Here is an 18,554-nt window from a genome sequence, read left to right as displayed (position 1 = left end):
TTCGGCTACAGTTGCCGCATGCGATTCCTCCATCCCGAGCGAGACGAAAACCTCGAGCTCGCGCTCGAAGACGTCTTCCTGACGCCAGGGTATTTCGAGGGCGTGTCACGCCTCGACGTCGATCTCCGGCCGGTCGATTTTCCGGGCGGGTCGCACCCGATCGTCTCGGCGAACATGAATGCCGTCACGGGCAAACGCATGGCCGAGACGATGGCCCGCTTCGGCGGGCTCGGCGTGCTCCCCCAGGACATGGCCCTCGATACGACCGAGCGGATCGTCCGGCACATCAAGAGCGCCGATCCGCGCTACGACACGCCCCTCGCGGTCTCGCCGCGCGAGAGCCTGCGCGACGTGCAAGGCATCATCCGCAAACGATCCCACGACATGGTCGTCGTCGTGGACGACGAGCGCCGCCCGCTCGGCATCGTCACGCACGCGGATTTGCGCGATCGAGACCAGTACACGCCCGCCTCGGCGCTGATGTCCTCGCGCCTCGTGACGATCCCCGCGGGCACGCCGAACCGCGACGCATTCCTCCTCATGGAAGAGGCGCGCGTGAAGGCCGTGCCCGTGCTCGACGCCGAGGGCAAACTCATGGGCGTCTTGACGCGGGACGACGCCGTGCGGCTGGAGCTGCTCCGGCCGAGTTTGTCCGCGAACGGCGAGCTCATGGTCGCGGCCGCCGTGGGCATTTCGGCGAATGCGCCGGACTTCGCCCGGCGGCTCGTGGACATCGGGGTCTCGGCGATCGTGCTCGACACGGCGCACGGCCATCAGCGGCGCATGATCGAGGCCATCCGCGCGGTGCGGAAGGCCATCGGGAGCGCCGTGCCGCTCGTCGCCGGCAACGTGTGCACGGCCGAAGGCACGCGTGATTTGCTGGAGGCGGGCGCCGACATCGTGAAGGTCAACGTGGGCCCGGGCGCGATGTGCACGACGCGCATGCAAACGGGCGCGGGCCGGCCGACGTTCAGCTCGGTGCTCGCGTGCGCGCGAGAGGCGCACGCGCGCGGAAAACACGCATGGGCCGACGGCGGCGTGAAATACCCGCGCGACGTGGCGCTCTACCTCGCGGCCGGCGCGTCGCGCGTGATGGTGGGCACCGCGCTCGCGGGCACGTACGAGAGCCCCGGCGACGTGAAAGAAGACCGCGAGGGCGCGCTTTACAAGGAGAATTACGGTATGGCGAGCGCCCGCGCCGTGCACGACCGGACGGCGGACATCGATCCGTTCGAGCGCGCGAAGAAGGGCTTCTTCCGGGAGGGCATTTCGACGTCGCGCATTTACATCCAGGAGGGCAAGGAGAGCGTGGGCGCGCTGCTCGTCGACATGATCACGGGCGTGCAATCGGCCTGCACGTACGCCGGCGCGCGGAGCCTGCCCGAGCTCCACGAAAAGGCGGTGATCGGGGTGCAGACGCTCGCGGGGTACGGCGAGGGCAAACCCCACGGCGCCGTGCGGCGTTGACGCTCCCGGCGGAGGCGATTCTCGGGTAAGCTCCAGGGATGCGCTCGCCGCTCCCCGCCGTGTTGCTCCTCGCCTCCGCCACGGCGTGCAGCGAACCTGCCGAGACGCGCGGCTCGACCTCGTTCGCGCCGGACGAGCTCTCGCTGTTCGCCGAGCTGCGCACGAACGGCGGCACGGCCCAGGTGCTGGTCACGATGCTCGGCGACGGGACGGGCGTCACGTTGGAAAACCCCGATCGCTTGAGCCTCGAAGAGCCGGGCGGGCCGGCGCAAACCCTCGTCCCCAACGGGTTCGGATACGTGGCGCAGCTCGAGACGACCGCCACGGCGTTCGACCTCGTCCTTTCGCGCGGCAGCGAGCGATTCGTGAGCAAGCTCGTCGCGCCGCCGCCTTTTTCGATCGTGGTCCCGAGCGCGACGGCCTCGCGCGCGTCGCCCATCCCGATCCACTGGGACGCGGCGGACGGCGCGTTCGAGACGTGGCTCGACGTGACGGCCCCGTGTTTGTCATGGCCGATTTCGCGGTACTTCGTGGAGGATCCCGGCGTGTATGCGATCCAGCCGGCGGATCTCGCGATCGAGCCCGGGACGACGGATTGCGATTTTCGCGTGTGGATCACGCGGTCCTCGTCGAGCGGGACCATCGCGCCCGGGCTCGGCGCGTCGCCCGCGCCCGGCGGGATGCAAACGCGCTCGATTCTGATCCCTACCTCGCCCTGAGGACGACGCCATGAACAAGACGCAACTCGAAAAGCTCCTCGGCATCATCATCGCCACGACGGCGCTCGGGGCGCGGGGGCTCTCGTGCGGGCCCTGTCCGGACGACGTGGCGCAGATCCCGCTCCTGCCGCCGAGCAGCGACGGCGGCGTCGAGGACGCCGGGGACTGGCTCGCCGACGAGTGCCAGCGCAAATGCCCGAACGGTATCTCGTGCGTGCCGACGTCGATCCCGCTCGAAGACGGCGGGACGATGCCCGCGATCGAGTGCACGCGGATGGCGGATTGCAGCGCGGGGCGGCGTCCGCTCGGGCAGGGCAGCCCGAAAAAACGTTGGGACACCAAGGACCTCGGCGCGGCGGGCGAATGGCTCGTGCACGCGGCCGCGCTCGAAGCCGGATCGGTGATCGCCTTCCGGGAGCTCGGGCGGGATCTCGCCGCGCTCGGAGCGCCGCGGAAGCTCCGCCGGGCAGCGTCACGAGCGGCCGAGGAGGAGCGGAGGCACACGCGGCGCACGCGGGCGCTCGCGCGGAGGTACGGGGCGCGTGTGCCTGGACAAACGATGAGCGTGATGCGACACGCTTCGCTGGAAGAGCTTGCGACGCACAACGCGGCCGAGGGTTGCGTGCGGGAGGCGTTCGGGGCGCTCGTGGCGCGGTGGCAAGCGGCGTTCGCGAGGGACGCGGAGGTGCGTGTCGCAATGGCGCAGATCGCCGACGACGAGGCGCGCCACGCGGCGCTCGCGTATGCGATCGACGCCTGGGCGCGGCGGCGGCTCGGCCCCGCGGCGCGCGCGCGCGTGGAGGCGGCGCGCCAGAAAGCCGCGCGGGCGCTCCTGGCGCCGCGGGTGCGGGATGCCGGGCGCGACGAGGCGCTCGAGGTCCTCGGTTTGCCCGACGCGGCGGAGGCGGAGGCGCTCGCGAAGAGGTTCGTCGCGGCAATCGGGATCGACGCGGCGGCCTGAATCAGCCCTTCTTGCGGCCGTGGAGGACGATTCCGAGGGCGAGGGCGCCGATGGACGCGAGGAGCGGCGTGGTCCCGAGGGCCAGGCCGACGTCCTTGCAACCGTCGGCTTCGGCATACCCCACCTCGCGGATACGCGCCCTCTGGGACGCGTCGATGTGATCCCCGGCGAGCGCAGTGTCCGTCATGGATCGGCCCAGCATCGCGCCGACGGGCCCCATCCCGACCGAGCCGAGCGACACGAGGATCCCGACCCCGCCCACGATCGCGCCGCCGAGCGGCTTCTTCATGAGCGAGAGCAAGAAGCCGAGAGCCGCGAGGCCAAACCCCAGGAGCGCGAAGAGCAGAATGACCCACGCGGGCCAGCCGCACACCTTGAACGTTTCCACGGGCGCCGATGGGACCGCGCGAGGCGTGGAATGTCAAGGTCAGCGGGGCGGGCGATCCCCCGCGCGAATACGCCCTTCGGCGACGGCCGTCGCGTACGGCGGCGCCTTGCCGGCGCGGAGCGAGTAAACGTCGAAGCGCATCGTCGCCGCGTCGGGATAACGCGCCTCCTTTTGAAACGCGAGCGCGATGTCGACGACGCGGCACACCGGCGCGGGGATGTGCGGCGCGAGGGACGCGAGCGGAGGCGCCGGCCGCGTGGCCGCGGCGACGAGGAGGACCGCGCCTTCGAGCTCGCCGTGCACGTAGCGGCCGCCGAGCAGGCGAAACATCGTCGCGCCGAGCGCGAAGATGTCGGTGCGGCCGTCGAGCTCCTGGTTTCTCCCCATGGCCTGCTCGGGCGCCATGTACTCGTAGCTGCCGATGGCGACGCCCGTCCGCGTGGCCGTCTTCTCGGGCAGCTCCGCGGTGCCCTCGGGCAGCGTGTCGACGCGCGCGATGCCGAAATCGAGCACCTTGATCCGCGCGTCCCTCCCGACGTGCAAGTTCTCGGGCTTGAGGTCGCGATGCACGATGCCGAACGCGTGCGCGACGACGAGCACGTCGAGGACCTTGTGCGCGATCCGTAAAACCTCGTCGACGGAGAGCACGCCCTTGCGCGCCATGCGATCGAAGACGGTCTCGCCGTCGAGCAGCTCCATCGCGAGGAACGCCGCGCCGTCCTCGGCCACGCCCGACTCGTAGACCTGCGGCAGCCCTTCGCAGAGCGGGCCGACGGCCGCGAGCGCGCTGCCGATGGGCCCTTCGCGGAGGAAGCGCTTTCGAAGCTCGCGCACGTCGAGCAGATAGGGGTGGAGGACCTTGATGGCCGCGACGCATCCATCGGCGCGGCGGCCGAGGAAAACGCTCGCCATGCCGCCGATGCCGATCACGCGCTCGATCATCCAGCTTCCGACCGACGTGCCGATGCGCCGCGCGGCGATCTCCTCGTCCGATTCCGACATCATGCGGGGCCGAGGTTACCACGACCGCGCCGCGAGCGGGTTACACTGCAGCCATGCTTCCGCGCCCAAGCTTCGTTCCCGGCCTCTTGCTCGCGGCGGTCGCGCTCCCGGCGGCCGCATGCTGGCTCGACCTCGACCGCCTCGGCGCGGGCCTGCCGAGCGCCGCGGCCGGCGGCGGGAGCAATGTCGGGAGCAGCACCACGAGCGGCAGCGGTGGCAGCGGCAGCGGTCCCGGATCGCTCGTGCTCGAATGTGATCCGTGTCCCGAGGGAGGGTGCGCGCCCGAGCCCGTCGCGGAAGGGCCGGCGTTCGCGCTCGGCGCCGTGGATCTCGTGGCCGATAACGACGGCGTGTACTGGGTGAACCAGGAGGGCGGCGAGGTCATGCGGTTCGTCTCGAGCGCGGATGCGCCGGAGACGCTCACGACCGCGGTCGCGCCGCGTTGCCTCGTGGTGCGGAGCGGAAACGTGTTTTACGGGGACGACGAGGGGCTCTGGTCCTGCACGGCGGACGCGTGCATGGAGACGCGGCAGAAGATCACGTCCTCCATCGCGCAAGGCACGCTCGGGCGCGTCGCGTTCGACGGGGCCTCGGTCTACTGGACGGATCGGGGCACGGCCGACGCCGACGGCCGCGTGTACGGCTGCGCGCCGGGCGACTGCGCCGCGCCGAAGCCGTATGCCACGGGGCTCTTCCGACCGGACACGATCCTCGCGAGCGGCGGCCAGCTCTTCTGGGTCGAGTTCGGCAATGGCAACGCCAATGGCGCGATCTATCAGGGTTCGTCCGGGGGAAGCGCGACGACCGTCGCCGGCGCGCTCAACTTCCCCACGTCCGTCGCGGTGGACAACGATTCGTTTTATTATCCGTCGTGGCAGCCGGGCGGCACGATCCGGCGGTGTCCGAAGGGCGGGTATTGCAACGGTCCCATGGAGATCGCTCCCGGTGTGGCCGCGGAAAAACCCTTCGACGTGGCCGTCTCCGGGGGGCGCGTCTACTGGAGCGACACGGCGGACGGCGCGATCCGGAGCTGCCCCGCGGCCGGATGCGGGGCCGAGACGCCGCGCGTGCACGTGAGCGGGCGGGCGGGCTTGACGCGTTTCGCGCTGGGAAAGGCGTGTATCTTCTGGGTGGACGCGACGAACGGCGGGAGCGTGATGAAGGTCGGCCGATGAGCCGCGTTTTCCCGCGGTTCGCGCCATAACGCTTGACACGCGGCGTGACTCGTGGCAGCGGGCGAGCGCGCGAAAGCGTCTGTGCCGGCGCCGGAGGGGCCCGGCAGGAAGGTATGTCGTCGTGCTCGGTCTCGGGGAATCGTGGTTGCGTGCGTGGGGCATGTCCGCGGCGCTCTTCGCCTTCATGGTCGTGTCGCCGGGCGAGGCGCGGGCCGGGGACGCGCCGCGCTGCTCGGCGTGGCGCGCGGCCGGCAAGGGCTACGAGAAGCTCGAGCTCCGGACGTGCGCGCGGCCCGAGGGCGACGAGGGCGAGGGCGAGGGCGAAGGGGACGACGAGGACGCGGCGTCCACCGTGGAGATCAAGAGCGGCTACGAGGACGCGCTCAAGGTCCGCATCGAGCTCGTGACCAAGGGCGGCACGGTCGAGCAGCTCGACGTGAAGCTCAAGAACGGCGAGAACGCGGCCGGGGCGTGCAAGGCGTGCCGCGGCCACGACGACGTGAAGAGCTTCCGCGTGACGACGCAGGACGGCGCCGGCGAAGGCAAGGACGCGACGCCCGAGCCTCTGCAGAAGGTGGCCGGCACGAACCACATGGAGGTGCTGGCCCGCGATCTGCGCCTCACGGACACGAATGCGAAGCGGCTCGAGCGCATCGCGGCGCGGTATCACAAGGCGACGAAGAAGCGGCTCGTGGTGACGGGCGGAACGCGCACGCCGCAAAGGCAAGCGCAGCTCATGTACGACAAGCTGAAGCGCGGCGACGACGTGGTGGCGCTCTACGAGAACAAGGCCGCGGCGACCGAGGTTCGCAACGCTTATCGCGACGCCGCCTCCCGCGGGGAGAAACGAAAAGGCGCGATCCGCGCGATGCGCGAGGTGATCGAGGCGCAGATCGGGCGCGGGACGTACGTGTCGAAGCACCTGAAATCGGGCGCGGTCGACGTGCGGTCGTGGAACATGGACGGCGCGCTGGAGAAGGCGCTGCGCGAGGCCGTGAAGCAGGAGCCGGGCGTGACGCTCATGGACGAGCGGGACGGGCCGGAGCCGCATTTCCACCTGAATTTGCTCTGATCCGCGAGGCGAGAGGACCCCGGCCTTGACCTCGCTCGCCTCCTCATTTATAGGTTGGTCAACCAAACAACGGAGCGAAGGGTGGCCCGACCGTCGAACACCGAGGAGCGCCGGAGTCAGATCGTGGAGGGGCTGCTCGCCGTGATGGCGGAGCGCGGCTACGAGCGGGCCACGATCCAGGAGGTCGCGCGCGCGGCGGGGCTCTCGCCCGGGCTCGTGCACTACCATTTCCGCGACAAACAGGAGATCCTGCTCGTCTGCGTGAACGAACTCGCGGCGCGGGCGCGGGCGCGGGTCTCCGCGCGGGTCACGCGGGCGAGTAGCGCGCGGGCGAAGGTCGATGCGTTCCTCGATGCATATCTCGCGACGGGGAAAGACGCGGATCCGGCCGCGGTGGCGGCGTGGGTGACGATCTCGGCGGAGGCCGTGAAGCAGCCGGAAGTGCGCGCGGCCTACGAGAAGGTCGCGCGGGAGGATCTCGAGCGGCTGGAAGGTCTCTGCGCCGAGGTGATCGGCGCGCGGCGGGCGCGCGGCGTGGCGGCGGGGCTTTTCGCGGCGATTCAGGGGTATTTCGTGCTCGCCGCGGCGGCGCCCGGCCTCACGCCCAAGGGCTCGGCCGCGGCCACGGCGAAACGCATGGCGAAGGGCCTGCTCGACGAGGCGGCCGAAGACACGAAGGAGGCCGTGTGACGATCCCGAAGAGCACGCTGACGAAGCTCGGATTGCTGTCGAGCCTCTATTTTTCGCAGGGTCTGCCTTATGGTTTCTTCCAGGACGCGCTGCCGGCGATCCTCAAGACGATGGGTTTGTCCTTGCCGGCCATTGGCCTGACCTACCTGCTCGCGCTGCCCTGGGCGCTGAAGTTCCTCTGGTCGCCCTACCTGGATCGACGCGGCGCGGGTCGGCTCGGGCGGCGGCGCGGCGTGATCCTGCCGATCCAGCTCCTCTCGGTGTTGCTCGTCTTCGGCGTCGCCGCCTGGAACGGCGGGCCGACGATCGAATGGCTCCTCGCCTCCGTCTTTTTCGTCAACCTGCTCGCGTCGACGCAGGACATCGCGACCGACGGCCTCGCCGTGAACCTGCTCGCGGCGCACGAGCTCGGCTGGGGCAATGGGCTCCAGGTGGCGGCGTATCGCATGGGAATGGTCCTCGGCGGCGGCCTCCTGCTCCGAGTGTTTCACGCGACGGGCTTCCGGATCACGCTGACGGTTCTCGGCGCGCTGCTGCTCGTCGCCACGTTGCCGATCGCGCTCTTCCGCGAGCCGGAGAGCGCGACGCCCCCGGCCCGCGAGGCGCCGAGTTTGTCCTACTGGCTCACGCGCCCCGGGGCATTCGCGTGGCTCGGGCTGCTCTTCGTCTACAAGGCCGGTGAGCATTTCGCCACGGCCATGCTGAAGCCCTTCTTCGTGGACGAAAAGGGCGCGGGGCTCGATCTCACGCAGGTGAGCACGCTGAACATCGTGGGGATCAGCGCGGGGCTCGTCGGCGCCATGCTCGGGGGCGGGCTCGTGCGAAGGCTCGGATATCGGCGCGCGCTCCTCGGATTCGGGACGCTGCAAGCGCTCGCGGTGCTGCTGTATGCGCTCGTGGCGAGGCACGCGCCTTCGATGTCGACGCTCGCTTTGGTGTGCGGCGTCGAGCACGTCGCGGGCGGCATGGCGACGGCATCGCTGTTCACGGCGATGATGAATTCATGCCGCCCCGAGCACGCGGGGGCCGATTACACGGTGCAAGCCTCGGTGGTGGTGGCGGCGAGCGGACTAGCTGCGGCGGCGAGCGGGTTTTCCGCGAAGGCGCTGGGGTATGCGGGGCATTTCACGCTGGCCGCCGCGCTGGCCGCGCTCGCCGTGGGATTCGTGGGGTTGGTCTTCCGAAGCGGACGGGGGCTCGAGCCCGCAGTGATGCGAGGCTGATTTCCGCGAGGGCTCAGGGCGCGGGGAACTGCGGGTGCTTCTCGATGAGCGAGACGATCTCGGCGATCACCGGATCGGCGAGCTCCGGGTCGTATGCGAGGGCCGCGTCGCGCGCCTTGGTGAGGCTCTCCTTGCCCGGGCGCTTCAAGGCCTCGGCGTACATGACGATCACCCTGCCCTTCGGCAGCCCCATCTTTTGCGCGTCGAGGAGCTCGCCGATCGTCGTCGTGACCTCCGTCGTCTGCTTGGTGTAGGTGATCGGCGTGGTCCAGACGGCGCGAATCGTGACCGGATCGCTCGGATTGACGACCATCGGGTCGCAGGCTTCAAGGACCTGGCTGAAGATCATCGCGTCATTCGGCGCGAGGTGCTGCGGCTCCACCTCCGTCTTGTCCGTCGCGTATTCCTCGCCGTAAAACTTCTGCATGTTGAAGTACCAGGGGAGCGTGAGCTCGACGCTGACGCTGCGGGCCGCGATGTCCATGGTCTCGTCGAATCGCTTGACGAACATGTTCGTGGCCTCGTCGGTGGAATCGAGATACACGTACGCGCCGCGGCCCTTGTCGGTCAGCGTATCCATGATCGCGTCATTGTGCGTGAGCGCCGGGCCCGTCGCGACGCCGAGGAGGTAAATGCCCTCCTTGTCGGCGTCCGCGGCCGCCATCGCAATACGATCGGCATCGGTGACGCCGACGTTCGCGCCGCCGTCGCTGATGAGGACGACGCGGTTCAAGCGCCCCGGGGCATAATGCTTCTGGGCGAGGTCGTAGCCCGCATGGAGGCCACTCTTGAGATCCGTCCCGCCGCTCGCCGTGAGGGCGTCGACGACGGCGAGGATCGCCGGATCGTTCGGGCCTGTGGCCACGTGATCGGCGAGCAGGACGTTGTTCGCCGCGCCCCACGTGACGATTCCCACGAGGTCGCCGGCCGCGAGCTGCGACGCGATGGCCGAGACGGCGGCCCTCGCCCGCGTGAGGCCCGGGCCCTGCATGGAGCCCGAGGTGTCGACGAGGAACGTGATGTTCATCGGCCTTCGCGGCTCGATCGCGTTGAAGGAGCGGAGAGCGACCTGGAAATAGAGCTGTTCCGGGGCCTCCTTTTCGACTTCGAGCTCGGGGAAGAGGGTGAGCTGGCCCGTCGGGGCCGCGGGATACTGGATCTGGTAGTAATTCAAGAATTCGTGGGTGCGGATCTCACTCGGGTAAGGCTCCATCCCGAGCCGGAGCAGGTCGCGGACGTGGACCGGCGACGCCATGGAGTTCGAGTCGTCGGCCGAGACGAAGAAGGTGGTCGGCTTGGACTGATCCATGCCCATGCAGCCGAGGGGCGCGGGGGCCTCGATGATCTTGACGAGGGTGTCGTCCGGGTGAGGCGGAGGCTTCTCGTCGGGGCCGGAGCCGCTCGTGGTGCCTCCCGGCCCGCCACCAGAGCCGCCCTGCTGCACACCGCCGCCGCTGCCCCCATCACCGTTGGTCGAGTCGCCCGGCGCCGAATCGGCCGCGCACGCGGCGAGCCCAAGGCCAATGCCGCCGATCCAGGCGGCGCAGAGCGCAGGGAAGACGAAGGGAAGAGAAGACGATCGCTTCATGCAAGACCTCCAGGCGAAGGGAAGCGTGGCAAGGTCCGTGCCCTCCAGCACCCCGGCATCTCTGCCGCGAGGCACCAAAAACGAGCCGCGCCCCGGCCCAAGATGACACAAGTCCCGGGAGAAAAGACAGGCCCACGCGCGAGGCCAGGGCCCAGCCGGCCGCGATTCGCGTTCGCGGGTGCGCGGAGCTGTGAGGACGGAATGGTTCGTCCTGTAAACCGGTTTTTGAGAGGGCGCTCGTCTACCGGGCGAGCTGCGCCGGGACCGCGAGCCGGATCGTGCCCTTCGGGACCGCGAACTCGAAGAAGGCGCCGCGCCGATCGGCGATCCCCATGCGAAGGAGCCCGTCCTCCCGCACGAGCGCGTAAGGCGCGCGCGCGAGCGGCTCGTCCTTGCCGTCGGGCGCGACGAAGACGAGGACGTCGTCGGTGCCCGGCGCACGCACGGGAAGACGCGCGCAGCGGTTCGCGACGGTGGCGTTGCGATCCTCGCCGGCACAGCGCGCGAGCGCACGACGCTCGAGCTCCTTGCCCGTCTGCGCGCGCGAGACGTCACGCCAGAGCGCTTCGGCGGCCGCGAGGCGTACGGCCTCGGAGCGATCACGTTGCAAGAGGCCCATGACGAGCCCCGGCTCGCACGAGGCGCCCGCGAGCCCGATCGCGACGACGGCGTTGGCGCGCACGTAGGGCCGCGGCTCGGTGGCCGCGCGGCAGAGCGAGGCCTGCACGTCGGCCGCAGCGCCCTCGCGCGCCGCGACGCGGCCGAGCGCGCCCGCCGCATTGCCCGCGACCGCGACGTCGGGATCCGTCACGGCACGCGTGAGCGCTGCCAAGGCGTCCTTCTTGCCAACGGCGCCGAGCGACCAGGCAGCGTTCGCGCGCACGCCGGGATCGGCGTCGCCGAGCAGCGGGACGAGCACCGACGCGGCCTCCGGATGCCCCGCGAGCGCCTCGGCGACCTTGCGCCGATCGTCGATGCCAGACGCGACGAACTTGCGCAGGACCTTGCCGCTCGCCTCGCCGCGCATGCGACCAAGGCCTTCGAGCAAAGCATCACGCGCGACGTCGGGCGACGACGGGAGGGCCGCGCCGACACGCTCGGCGAGAGCCGGATCGGTGGCGCGCGAGAGAGCCCCCGCGAGCGCGAGGCCGATCGCTCCGCGATCTTGCTCGGCCGCGACCTGGAGCCGCTCGAGGAGCTTCGCCGCGGCCGAAGGGCCGCCCGCGCGCGCGATCGACGCCGCCGCCGCGAGCCGCACGTCCGCCGCGTCGTCGGCGATCGCGTCGAGCAGCACGGCCTCGACCTTCGGCGGCGCGGGCGCGTACGCGCCGAGCGCTTCGAGCACCGCGAGCCGGAACGAGCGCGATTTCGTGGTCGCGAGCGGCAAGAGCACGTCGTGCGCGCGCGGTGAGCCCGTGCGGCCGAGGAGGCGAACGAGCTCGATCTTCTCGTCGGGCGGAGTCGCCGCGTCGAGCAGCATCGCACGCGCCGGATCGACCGCGCGCCCATCGGGTCGCGCCGGATCGAGCAGCTCCGAGGCGGCGCGGATGGCCTCGCGTCGCACGGTGGGATCGGCGTCGGAGAGGAGCTCGAGCACCGCGGGGAGAGCCTCGGACGAACCAAGGAGCGCGAGCGCGCGGAGGCCATGCTTGAGCGGAAGGACGCCGCGCTGCATCGCGCGCACGGTCGGATCGAGCCCCTCCTTCGCGCCGAGCGCGCCGAGCACGAGCGCCGCGCCCGCCGCCGTGGATGGCGAGGGCGAGCCCGACAGCACCGCGACGAGCTGCGGCGCCGCGCTCTTGCCCGCCATGACGAGCGCCTCGCGGACCGGAGAACGTGGCGCGGAGGGATCGTCCTTCGCGAGCGCGCCGATGAGCGCGCGCACCGCGCTCTCCGAACCGATACGGCCGAGCGCTCGCAGCGCCGCCGCGCGCACCTCGCCCGCGCCCGCGCTTCCCTGCCCCGGCCGCACGCCGGGCATGCTGGGCGCGAGGACGGCGTCGCTCCCCGATCCCGCTTCGAGGAGCGGCGCGATCGCGGCCGTGGCCTCGTCCGAGCGCAGCTTGCCGAGCGCGGTGACGGCCTCGACGCGCACGTCCTGCGAGCCGTCCTGGAGCGCGATCATGAGCGCGCTCGTGGCCCGCGCATCCCCGAGCTCGCCGAGCGCGCGCGCGACGGCGCGACGCACCTCCGGCACCGCGTCCTGTACCTTGCCGATGAGCGGGACGACCGCGCGTGGATCGGCGAGCCTGCCGAGCGCGCGCGCCACCTCGACGCGCACCTCGAGCGCGCTGTCGTCGAGGTGCCCGAGCAGCGGCGAGACCGCGTCGGGCAAACCCGAGCTGCCCATGGCCGACGCCGCCGCGACGCGGACCTTCGAATCCGGATCGCCGAGCACGCGGCCGAGCGCCACGACGCTGCGATCCGTGGGCGAGGAGCGGATGACGTCACAGGCCGCGAGCCGGAGCCGCGCGTCGCCCTCGCCGAGCCAGCCGATGACGAGGTCACCGGCGCGCGACAAACGCAGCGCGATGGCCGCCTCGGCCGCCGCGAGCCGCACCTCGATGTCGGGATCGCCGAGCGCGCGTTGCGCGAGCGGGACACCGAGCTCCGAGGGGAGCTCGCCGATCCGCTGCGCCGCGGCGCGCCGCTCGGAGACGTCGGGCGAGGCGAGCGAGCGAGCGATGCGCTCGGGCACGTTGGGCCAGACGAACGCGTCGGCCGCTCCGCCCGAAAAGAGCGAGAGCGAGACGGAAAGCGAGAGGAGGCCGGCTCGGACGAGGCTACGCATGCGGATCGAGCGCGTGACCGAACGCACGACGCGCACCGTACCATGTTTTGTGGGTCGAGCCGGCTCCTCGCGAAACGCGCGGCTCAGGAAAGCGGAGGAGGCGGAGCACTGTTACGCGCGGCGACGGGACGCACGCTCTCCTGTTCACGCACGGGCGTACTCGTGCTCGAGCCGCCCGAGCTGACCGCGGGCTGCGGCGCGGCGGCCGTCGTGCGCTCCTTGGGACGGGCCTTTTCCGGCGGCGGCGCGGCCGCGCGCAGGTTGATGAGCTTGTTCAGGATATCGAACCAGAACGGCGCGCCGAGCGCGATCGCGATCGCCGTGAAGAGCCACCCGCCGAAGCGACGCCCGAATCCGCCGAGCGTCGCCGGCACCGCGCGTCGATCACACGCGACCTCGGCGGTTGGCGTGCAAAAGAACCCGCGCCCCTCGGGCCAGCCCATCGGCAACGTGAGCTCGTCGAGACCACGCTTGACCGCGACGACGCGCTTGCGCACGAGCTCCTCGGTCTTCTTCTCGTCGACGAAGACCTCGGACGGCTTCGCGTTCGCGTTCGCCTTCTGCTCCGCCGCGACCTCCTCGGCCGTCTGCACCATGGCCGCCCCGGACTTCACGCTCTCGGCCACCGCCGATGCCACGGTTTCGCGCAGCACGGCGTCGCGGTTGAGGCTGTCGAGCACGACGAACGTGTCCACGTTCAGCACGACGGCCGAGAAGAGCCCCACGACGGCGATCAGCGTGTGCGCCGTCCGCTTGTACCAGCCGGAGACGCTGTCCATCGCGCGATCGAACCACGCGGCGATCTGCTGGGTCGCGTCCTCGAGCGTCTTGACGCTCGCGTCGGACACGAGCGCCGTGAGCGCGACGCGCGTGTCCTCCTCGAAGTCCTGGGCCTCGGCGAGGCGCTTCTTGAAGTCGTCGAGGCTCGCCGCGACCTTCTTCGTCGCGCCCTCGCCTTCGCCCTCGGTCTTCGGCCAGAGCCTGCGGAAGAAGCCTTTCAGCGCGCGGAGCGGGACCGACAGGATGCCGCGAAGCAGCCCCATCCGCTCGGGGCGCCGTGAGCGATCCGCGCCGTCCTTCCAGCCCGCGACCGCATCGACGAGCGCGCGCGCAAAAAGGTCCGACGGGATGTACGAAGGGTCGCTGTCGTCGTCCTTCGTCAAACCGTCGATGAGCGGATGCGCGTAGACCTTGTCCGTCAGCGTGCGATCCTTGAGGAGCCGCTCGACGCCCTGCCGCAGCGTGACGGAGCGCAGCGACAGGATGCCGGAGATCGCCTCGGTGACGGCCGAGGCGATCACGCTGAGCAGCATGAAGACGAAGGAGATCCCGATCGCGACGTCGAGGATGGTCGATATGGACACGGCTACCTCCTCGCCGGCGGGACGCCCTGCCGCGGGCCTCCCGGCGCCCCTGCCCCCACGCCTCGGGCGCCGAGCCGACACGCTCATGGTCCCAGAGGATCCACCCCCACGCAATCGAGGCCGGACAAAGAAAGGCCGGCTTGAGAGGCCGCCTTCGAATCGACCGCCTCTCGCTTGGCCAAGGACACGAAACTCGTGGTACGACGAGGCGTGGCCGACCATCGCGCCCGCCCCACCGTCCGCCCCCAGAGGCTCGCGCTCGGCGTCCTCGCTCGCGCTCCGATCGCGGGCACGGCGAAGCCTCGCCTCTCTCCACCGCTCTCCCCCGAGGCCGCAGCGGAGCTCTCGTCGGCGCTCCTCGGCGACGCGCTGAACATGCTCGCCATCCTGCCGATGGCGTATCGCGCGGTGCTCAGCGTGTCCGACGAGGAGAGCGCGGTGCTGCAAAAGCTCGTGCCAGGGCGATGGCAACACGTCGTCTCGGCCGGCACGACGCACCTCGAGAAGCGGCTCGGCCACGGGCTCGAGCACCTCTTCACGACCGGCGCCGAGGCTGCGGCGATCGTCACCACCGACGCGCCGTTCATGCCGCTCGACGAGGTCTTCGAGGGTCTGCTCTGGCTCGCCGCCAAGCGAAAGCGTGCGCTGCTCGGGCCGACGGTCGCGGGAGGTCTTTACCTCATCGGCACGACCCACTACGAGCCTGCGCTCTTCGACGGCGTGGACTGGACGTCCCCCGGCGTGCTCGAACGCGCGACGAAGCGCGCCGCGGAGCTCGGCCTGGAGACGCTGCTCCTGAAGCCGACCTACGAGATCGACACGCCCGCGGATCTCGATCGTTTCGCGCGTGATCTCGCGAGCGGCACGGGAGGCCCGGGGATGGCCGTGCCCGCGTGCGCCGCGTTCCTGGCACGCGCGGGCCTTCGGCCCGTGAATCGCTGAACGGCGGGTCTTACTCGGCGTCCGCGGCGGGTTGATACCCCGCGGCCCACGAGCGGCTCACCGGCGCCACGCGCTCGGAGGGCTTCGGATACACGTCGCGATCGAGACCGTCGCCGAACATGCGCAAGAGCAGCTCGGCCTGCTCCAGCGCGGCCGGCGTGTCGACGTCGATCCAGCGCGCGTCGCCCGCGTCGCACGCGAAGAACATCCCCTCGTCGGCGAGCGCGCGCACGCCCTCCGAGAGCGAGCAATCCCCCTTCGCCGCGTACACGCGATCGAGCGCCTCGACGAGCGAGGGGCCGATGCGGAACACGCCCGTGTCGAGCGCGTCGTACGCCGCGATCTCCTTGCCGATGTCCACGATGCGCCCGCGCTCGACGCGCACCTTCGTGGCGTCGTCGAGGTCGAAGCAGCGCGGGATGTCGTAATCGACGGCGAGCGCGGCCGCGCGGCTCGGCAGATCGAGCGCGGCGAGCCGACGCACGATGGCCGGCGCGTACAGGTGATCGGCCATCGTGAGCAGCGTCCCCGGGACGACGTGCTCACGCGCGGCGAGCAGCGACACGCCGTTTTTTCGCTCGTACTGCGTGTTGCTCACGAAGGAGATCGACAGGCCGAGGGAGCTCTCCGCGAGCGCGCGGCGAATGAGCTCTTCCTTGTAGCCCGTGACCACCACCGCCTCGCGGATCCCCTCGGCGCGCAGCGTCCGGAGGATGCGAACCAGAAGCGGAACCCCGGCGACCGGCTTGAGGGGCTTGGGTGCGATCTCGCCACTCACGAGGCGAGAGCCGGTTCCTGCCGCGAGCACGATCGCCCGCTCCATCGTTCGTTTTTCAAGCATGGAAGGTGCGGTGCCCAATCCGAAGGCGCCCCTCGTAGCACGCCTTCTGCCTGCGAAACAATTCTCTTCGGTCCGCTTTCAAAAGGCGGTGTTCCGGCGCCTCACAGTGTTGCAAAAGCGCAACACCCGCCCGACTTCGACGCGCGGAGCCGAGCTGCATCGCCACGCACATCCGACTGGGATCGGCGTGCGAGGCGCGGGAGACGCATCGCCATTCAAAGCAAGCCGGAGGCCAGCGGAGCCGCTACCGCGTCTTCGCACCTCACGCGCGCGCCTCCAGAAAATCGCGTTGAAACTTCGCAGGAGCGGCGTTCACGAGCGCGCACGCGAGCGAGGTCGAGCGTGCGCGTGGCGCGACAGTGCGACGTCGTTGCCAGACCCCGCGGCGAACGTTCGCGTCGTCGCGCGAGCGAGCGTCGTGAAGCGCGCGGCCAGCCGATCCGAGCCGCGTGAGACCGCGTCCGCAACGTGACGCTCGCCGCGGTAGCCCCGTTCGGGTCAGACCCCGCGCGCCGTGGTCGTCCGGGTCCTCGTGTGGGTCGCGCAGATGCCGTGCACACGCCGCGCGGCACGTCATGCTCCGGGGGTCGACGCTCGCAGGCACCGCTTGAGTGTCCTATAGCGTTGGCCTAGACATGCCCCCCGGGGCGATCGACGGGACATACGGAGGAGCGGGAGTGAAGCAGCCGAAAGAAATCACGAAGGCAGAGGGCAAGCTCGGCGTGCTCCTGCCGGGGCTCGGTGCGGTGGCGACGACGACGATCGCCGGCGTGATGCTGGCCCGCAAGAACCTGGCGTTGCCGATCGGATCGCTGACGCAGCTCGGGACCATCCGGCTCGGCAAGCGCACGGACAATCGCTCGCCGCTCATCCGCGAGTTCTTGCCGCTCGCGTCGCTCGATCAGCTCGAGTTCGGCGGCTGGGATCTCTTCCCGGACACGGCGTACGAGTCCGCGAAGCACGCCGAGGTCCTCGAGCAGCGCCACCTCGATCAGGTGCGCGACGAGCTCTCGCAGGTCACGCCGATGAAGGCGGTCTTCTACCCGGAGTACGTCAAGCGCCTGCACGGCCCGCACGTCAAGACGGGCGCCACGAAGGCCGACATGGTCGAGCAGGTGCGCGACGACATCCGCACGTTCCTGAAGACCAAGGGCTGCTCGCGCGCCGTCGCCGTGTGGTGCGGCTCGACGGAGGTCTACTTCCCGCCGGGCGACGTGCACGCGTCGATCGACGCCTTCGAGGCCGGCCTCGCGCGAAACGATCCGGGCATCTCGAACTCGCAGATTTACGCGTGGGCCTGCCTCAAGGAGCGCGTGCCCTACGCGAACGGCGCGCCGAACCTGACGGTCGACTTCCCCGCCGCGTGGGACCTCGCGAAGAAGCTGGAGGTGCCCATCGCCGGCAAGGACTTCAAGACCGGCCAGACGCTCATGAAGACCATCATCGCGCCGGGCCTCAAGGCGCGCATGCTCGGCCTCTCGGGCTGGTTCTCGACGAACATCCTCGGCAACCGCGACGGCGAGGTGCTCGACGACCCCGATAGTTTCAAGTCCAAGGAAGTCTCGAAGCTCGGCGTCCTCGAGTACATCCTGCAGCCGCACATGTACAAGGACCTGTACGGCAAGCTCTACCACAAGGTCCGCATCGAGTTTTACCCGCCGCGCGGCGACGCGAAGGAGGGCTGGGACAACATCGATCTCTTCGGATGGCTCGGCTATCCGATGCAGATCAAGGTCAACTTCCTCTGCCGCGATTCGATCCTCGCCGCGCCCATCGTACTCGACCTCGCGCTGCTCATGGACCTCGCGTCGCGCGCGGGCTTCTCGGGCACGCAGGAGTGGCTGAGCTTCTACTTCAAGAGCCCCATGACCGCTCCGAACCTCTACCCGGAGCACGACCTCTTCATCCAGTCGATGAAGCTCAAGAACACGATGCGCTGGATGATGGGCGAGGACCTCATCACCCACCTCGGCAACGAGTACTACGACTGATCGCTCGGCGCCGGGGGCTCGCCCGAACGAGCCCCCGGCTCCTCCTTCGCGCCCACCAGATAGATCACGCCGAGCAGCACGAACACGAGCCCCGCCGCGCGCTTCACCCAGATCGCCGGCACGTGACGGCTCACGACCTCACCGAGGAGCACCGCGACCGCGCTCGTCGCGCAGAGCGCGAGCGCCGAGGCCGCGAAGACCACCCAGCGCGATGAGCCGCTGCCGGCCAGCGTGAGCGTCGCAATCTGCGTCTTGTCGCCCATCTCCGCGAGGAAGATGGCGGCGAACGTCGAGGCGAAGAGCTTCCAGTCCATCCGCCGAGCGTGACGCGGCAAAGCGC

General features: G+C 70.3%; 16 protein-coding genes. 9 read left to right on the top strand and 7 right to left on the bottom strand.

Annotated elements, in window-relative coordinates; translation table 11 throughout:
• The first annotated feature begins 18 nt into the window (after window positions 1–18).
• Genes QHF83_RS03830 through QHF83_RS03820 form a run of 3 tightly spaced genes read left to right on the top strand, consistent with a single transcriptional unit; the run spans window position 19 to window position 3,147 of the window.
• A complete protein-coding gene (locus QHF83_RS03830) occupies window positions 19–1,467 on the top strand; it encodes a GuaB1 family IMP dehydrogenase-related protein (RefSeq protein ID WP_282416386.1) in 1,449 nt (482 codons plus the stop codon).
• A 38-nt stretch (window positions 1,468–1,505) separates the two neighbouring features.
• A complete protein-coding gene (locus tag QHF83_RS03825) occupies window positions 1,506–2,186 on the top strand; it encodes a hypothetical protein (RefSeq protein WP_282416385.1) in 681 nt (226 codons plus the stop codon).
• 10 nt (window positions 2,187–2,196) lie between these two features.
• Window positions 2,197–3,147: a hypothetical protein gene (locus QHF83_RS03820; protein WP_282416384.1), complete on the top strand. Its 951-nt coding sequence runs from the start codon at window positions 2,197–2,199 to the stop codon at window positions 3,145–3,147.
• A gap of 1 nt (window position 3,148) precedes the next feature.
• Here the strand turns inward: QHF83_RS03820 and QHF83_RS03815 are convergent, their stop codons facing one another.
• Window positions 3,149–3,535, bottom strand: a complete 387-nt coding sequence (locus QHF83_RS03815) for a hypothetical protein (RefSeq protein ID WP_282416383.1) — start codon at window positions 3,533–3,535, stop codon at window positions 3,149–3,151.
• Window positions 3,536–3,574: 39 nt separating this feature from the next.
• Window positions 3,575–4,540 (bottom strand): serine/threonine-protein kinase, encoded by a 966-nt coding sequence (locus QHF83_RS03810; protein ID WP_282416382.1) that lies wholly within the window; start codon window positions 4,538–4,540, stop codon window positions 3,575–3,577.
• 50 nt (window positions 4,541–4,590) lie between these two features.
• Here QHF83_RS03810 and QHF83_RS03805 point away from each other — a divergent pair, with 50 nt between their 5' ends.
• The 4 genes from QHF83_RS03805 to QHF83_RS03790 all read left to right on the top strand — a co-directional run bounded on the left by QHF83_RS03805 (window position 4,591) and on the right by QHF83_RS03790 (window position 8,697).
• Window positions 4,591–5,712 carry a hypothetical protein gene (locus QHF83_RS03805; protein WP_282416381.1) on the top strand — a complete coding sequence of 374 codons (1,122 nt, stop codon included), beginning with the start codon at window positions 4,591–4,593 and terminating at the stop codon, window positions 5,710–5,712.
• Between the two features lie 121 nt (window positions 5,713–5,833).
• Window positions 5,834–6,784 carry a hypothetical protein gene (locus tag QHF83_RS03800; RefSeq protein ID WP_282416380.1) on the top strand — a complete coding sequence of 317 codons (951 nt, stop codon included), beginning with the start codon at window positions 5,834–5,836 and terminating at the stop codon, window positions 6,782–6,784.
• Between the two features lie 81 nt (window positions 6,785–6,865).
• Window positions 6,866–7,474, top strand: coding sequence for a TetR family transcriptional regulator (locus tag QHF83_RS03795; RefSeq protein ID WP_282416379.1), 609 nt, complete (start codon window positions 6,866–6,868; stop codon window positions 7,472–7,474).
• Window positions 7,471–8,697 carry an MFS transporter gene (locus QHF83_RS03790; RefSeq protein ID WP_282416378.1) on the top strand — a complete coding sequence of 409 codons (1,227 nt, stop codon included), beginning with the start codon at window positions 7,471–7,473 and terminating at the stop codon, window positions 8,695–8,697. Before QHF83_RS03795 ends, QHF83_RS03790 begins: the two co-directional genes overlap by 4 nt.
• Window positions 8,698–8,710: 13 nt before the next feature.
• Here the strand turns inward: QHF83_RS03790 and QHF83_RS03785 are convergent, their stop codons facing one another.
• From QHF83_RS03785 to QHF83_RS03775, 3 genes are all read right to left on the bottom strand, one after another.
• Window positions 8,711–10,285, bottom strand: a complete 1,575-nt coding sequence (locus QHF83_RS03785) for a VWA domain-containing protein (protein ID WP_282416377.1) — start codon at window positions 10,283–10,285, stop codon at window positions 8,711–8,713.
• A gap of 241 nt (window positions 10,286–10,526) precedes the next feature.
• Entirely contained in the window at window positions 10,527–13,103 is a 2,577-nt protein-coding gene (locus QHF83_RS03780) for a HEAT repeat domain-containing protein (protein ID WP_282416376.1), read from the bottom strand.
• Window positions 13,104–13,159: 56 nt separating this feature from the next.
• The gene (locus QHF83_RS03775) at window positions 13,160–14,440 is read right to left on the bottom strand and encodes a hypothetical protein (RefSeq protein ID WP_282416375.1); all 1,281 of its coding nucleotides are present in this window, start codon (window positions 14,438–14,440) and stop codon (window positions 13,160–13,162) included.
• Between the two features lie 210 nt (window positions 14,441–14,650).
• On the opposite strand from QHF83_RS03775, the gene QHF83_RS03770 reads away from it, so the two are divergent.
• Complete coding sequence (locus tag QHF83_RS03770) at window positions 14,651–15,382, top strand: DUF2064 domain-containing protein (RefSeq protein ID WP_282416374.1); 732 nt, start codon at window positions 14,651–14,653, stop codon at window positions 15,380–15,382.
• Between the two features lie 10 nt (window positions 15,383–15,392).
• Here the strand turns inward: QHF83_RS03770 and QHF83_RS03765 are convergent, their stop codons facing one another.
• Entirely contained in the window at window positions 15,393–16,223 is an 831-nt protein-coding gene (locus tag QHF83_RS03765) for an NTP transferase domain-containing protein (RefSeq protein WP_282416373.1), read from the bottom strand.
• 677 nt (window positions 16,224–16,900) lie between these two features.
• Here QHF83_RS03765 and QHF83_RS03760 point away from each other — a divergent pair.
• Window positions 16,901–18,214, top strand: a complete 1,314-nt coding sequence (locus QHF83_RS03760; RefSeq protein WP_282416372.1) for an inositol-3-phosphate synthase — start codon at window positions 16,901–16,903, stop codon at window positions 18,212–18,214.
• On the opposite strand, the gene QHF83_RS03755 is transcribed toward QHF83_RS03760, so the two are convergent.
• Window positions 18,205–18,528 (bottom strand): TMEM165/GDT1 family protein, encoded by a 324-nt coding sequence (locus tag QHF83_RS03755; protein WP_282416371.1) that lies wholly within the window; start codon window positions 18,526–18,528, stop codon window positions 18,205–18,207. The two genes, QHF83_RS03760 and QHF83_RS03755, sit on opposite strands and share 10 nt — an antisense overlap.
• Between the last annotated feature and the right edge of the window lie 26 nt (window positions 18,529–18,554).

The sequence above is a fragment of the Polyangium sp. 15x6 genome (assembly GCF_029960785.1).
Lineage (GTDB): Bacteria > Myxococcota_A > Polyangia > Polyangiales > Polyangiaceae > Polyangium.
The sequence above is the reverse complement of the archived record's forward strand: the minus strand, read 5'-3'. Positions and strand labels throughout refer to the sequence as shown.

What these genes read in the sequence shown, in the direction of transcription:
- QHF83_RS03805 (WP_282416381.1), top strand. Translation starts at nt 4,591, where the DNA reads ATGCTTCCGCGCCCAAGCTTCGTTCCCGGCCTCTTGCTCGCGGCGGTC.
- QHF83_RS03785 (WP_282416377.1), bottom strand. Translation starts at nt 10,285, where the DNA reads ATGAAGCGATCGTCTTCTCTTCCCTTCGTCTTCCCTGCGCTCTGCGCC.
- QHF83_RS03825 (WP_282416385.1), top strand. Translation starts at nt 1,506, where the DNA reads ATGCGCTCGCCGCTCCCCGCCGTGTTGCTCCTCGCCTCCGCCACGGCG.
- QHF83_RS03820 (WP_282416384.1), top strand. Translation starts at nt 2,197, where the DNA reads ATGAACAAGACGCAACTCGAAAAGCTCCTCGGCATCATCATCGCCACG.
- QHF83_RS03765 (WP_282416373.1), bottom strand. Translation starts at nt 16,223, where the DNA reads ATGCTTGAAAAACGAACGATGGAGCGGGCGATCGTGCTCGCGGCAGGA.
- QHF83_RS03830 (WP_282416386.1), top strand. Translation starts at nt 19, where the DNA reads ATGCGATTCCTCCATCCCGAGCGAGACGAAAACCTCGAGCTCGCGCTC.
- QHF83_RS03755 (WP_282416371.1), bottom strand. Translation starts at nt 18,528, where the DNA reads ATGGACTGGAAGCTCTTCGCCTCGACGTTCGCCGCCATCTTCCTCGCG.
- QHF83_RS03810 (WP_282416382.1), bottom strand. Translation starts at nt 4,540, where the DNA reads ATGATGTCGGAATCGGACGAGGAGATCGCCGCGCGGCGCATCGGCACG.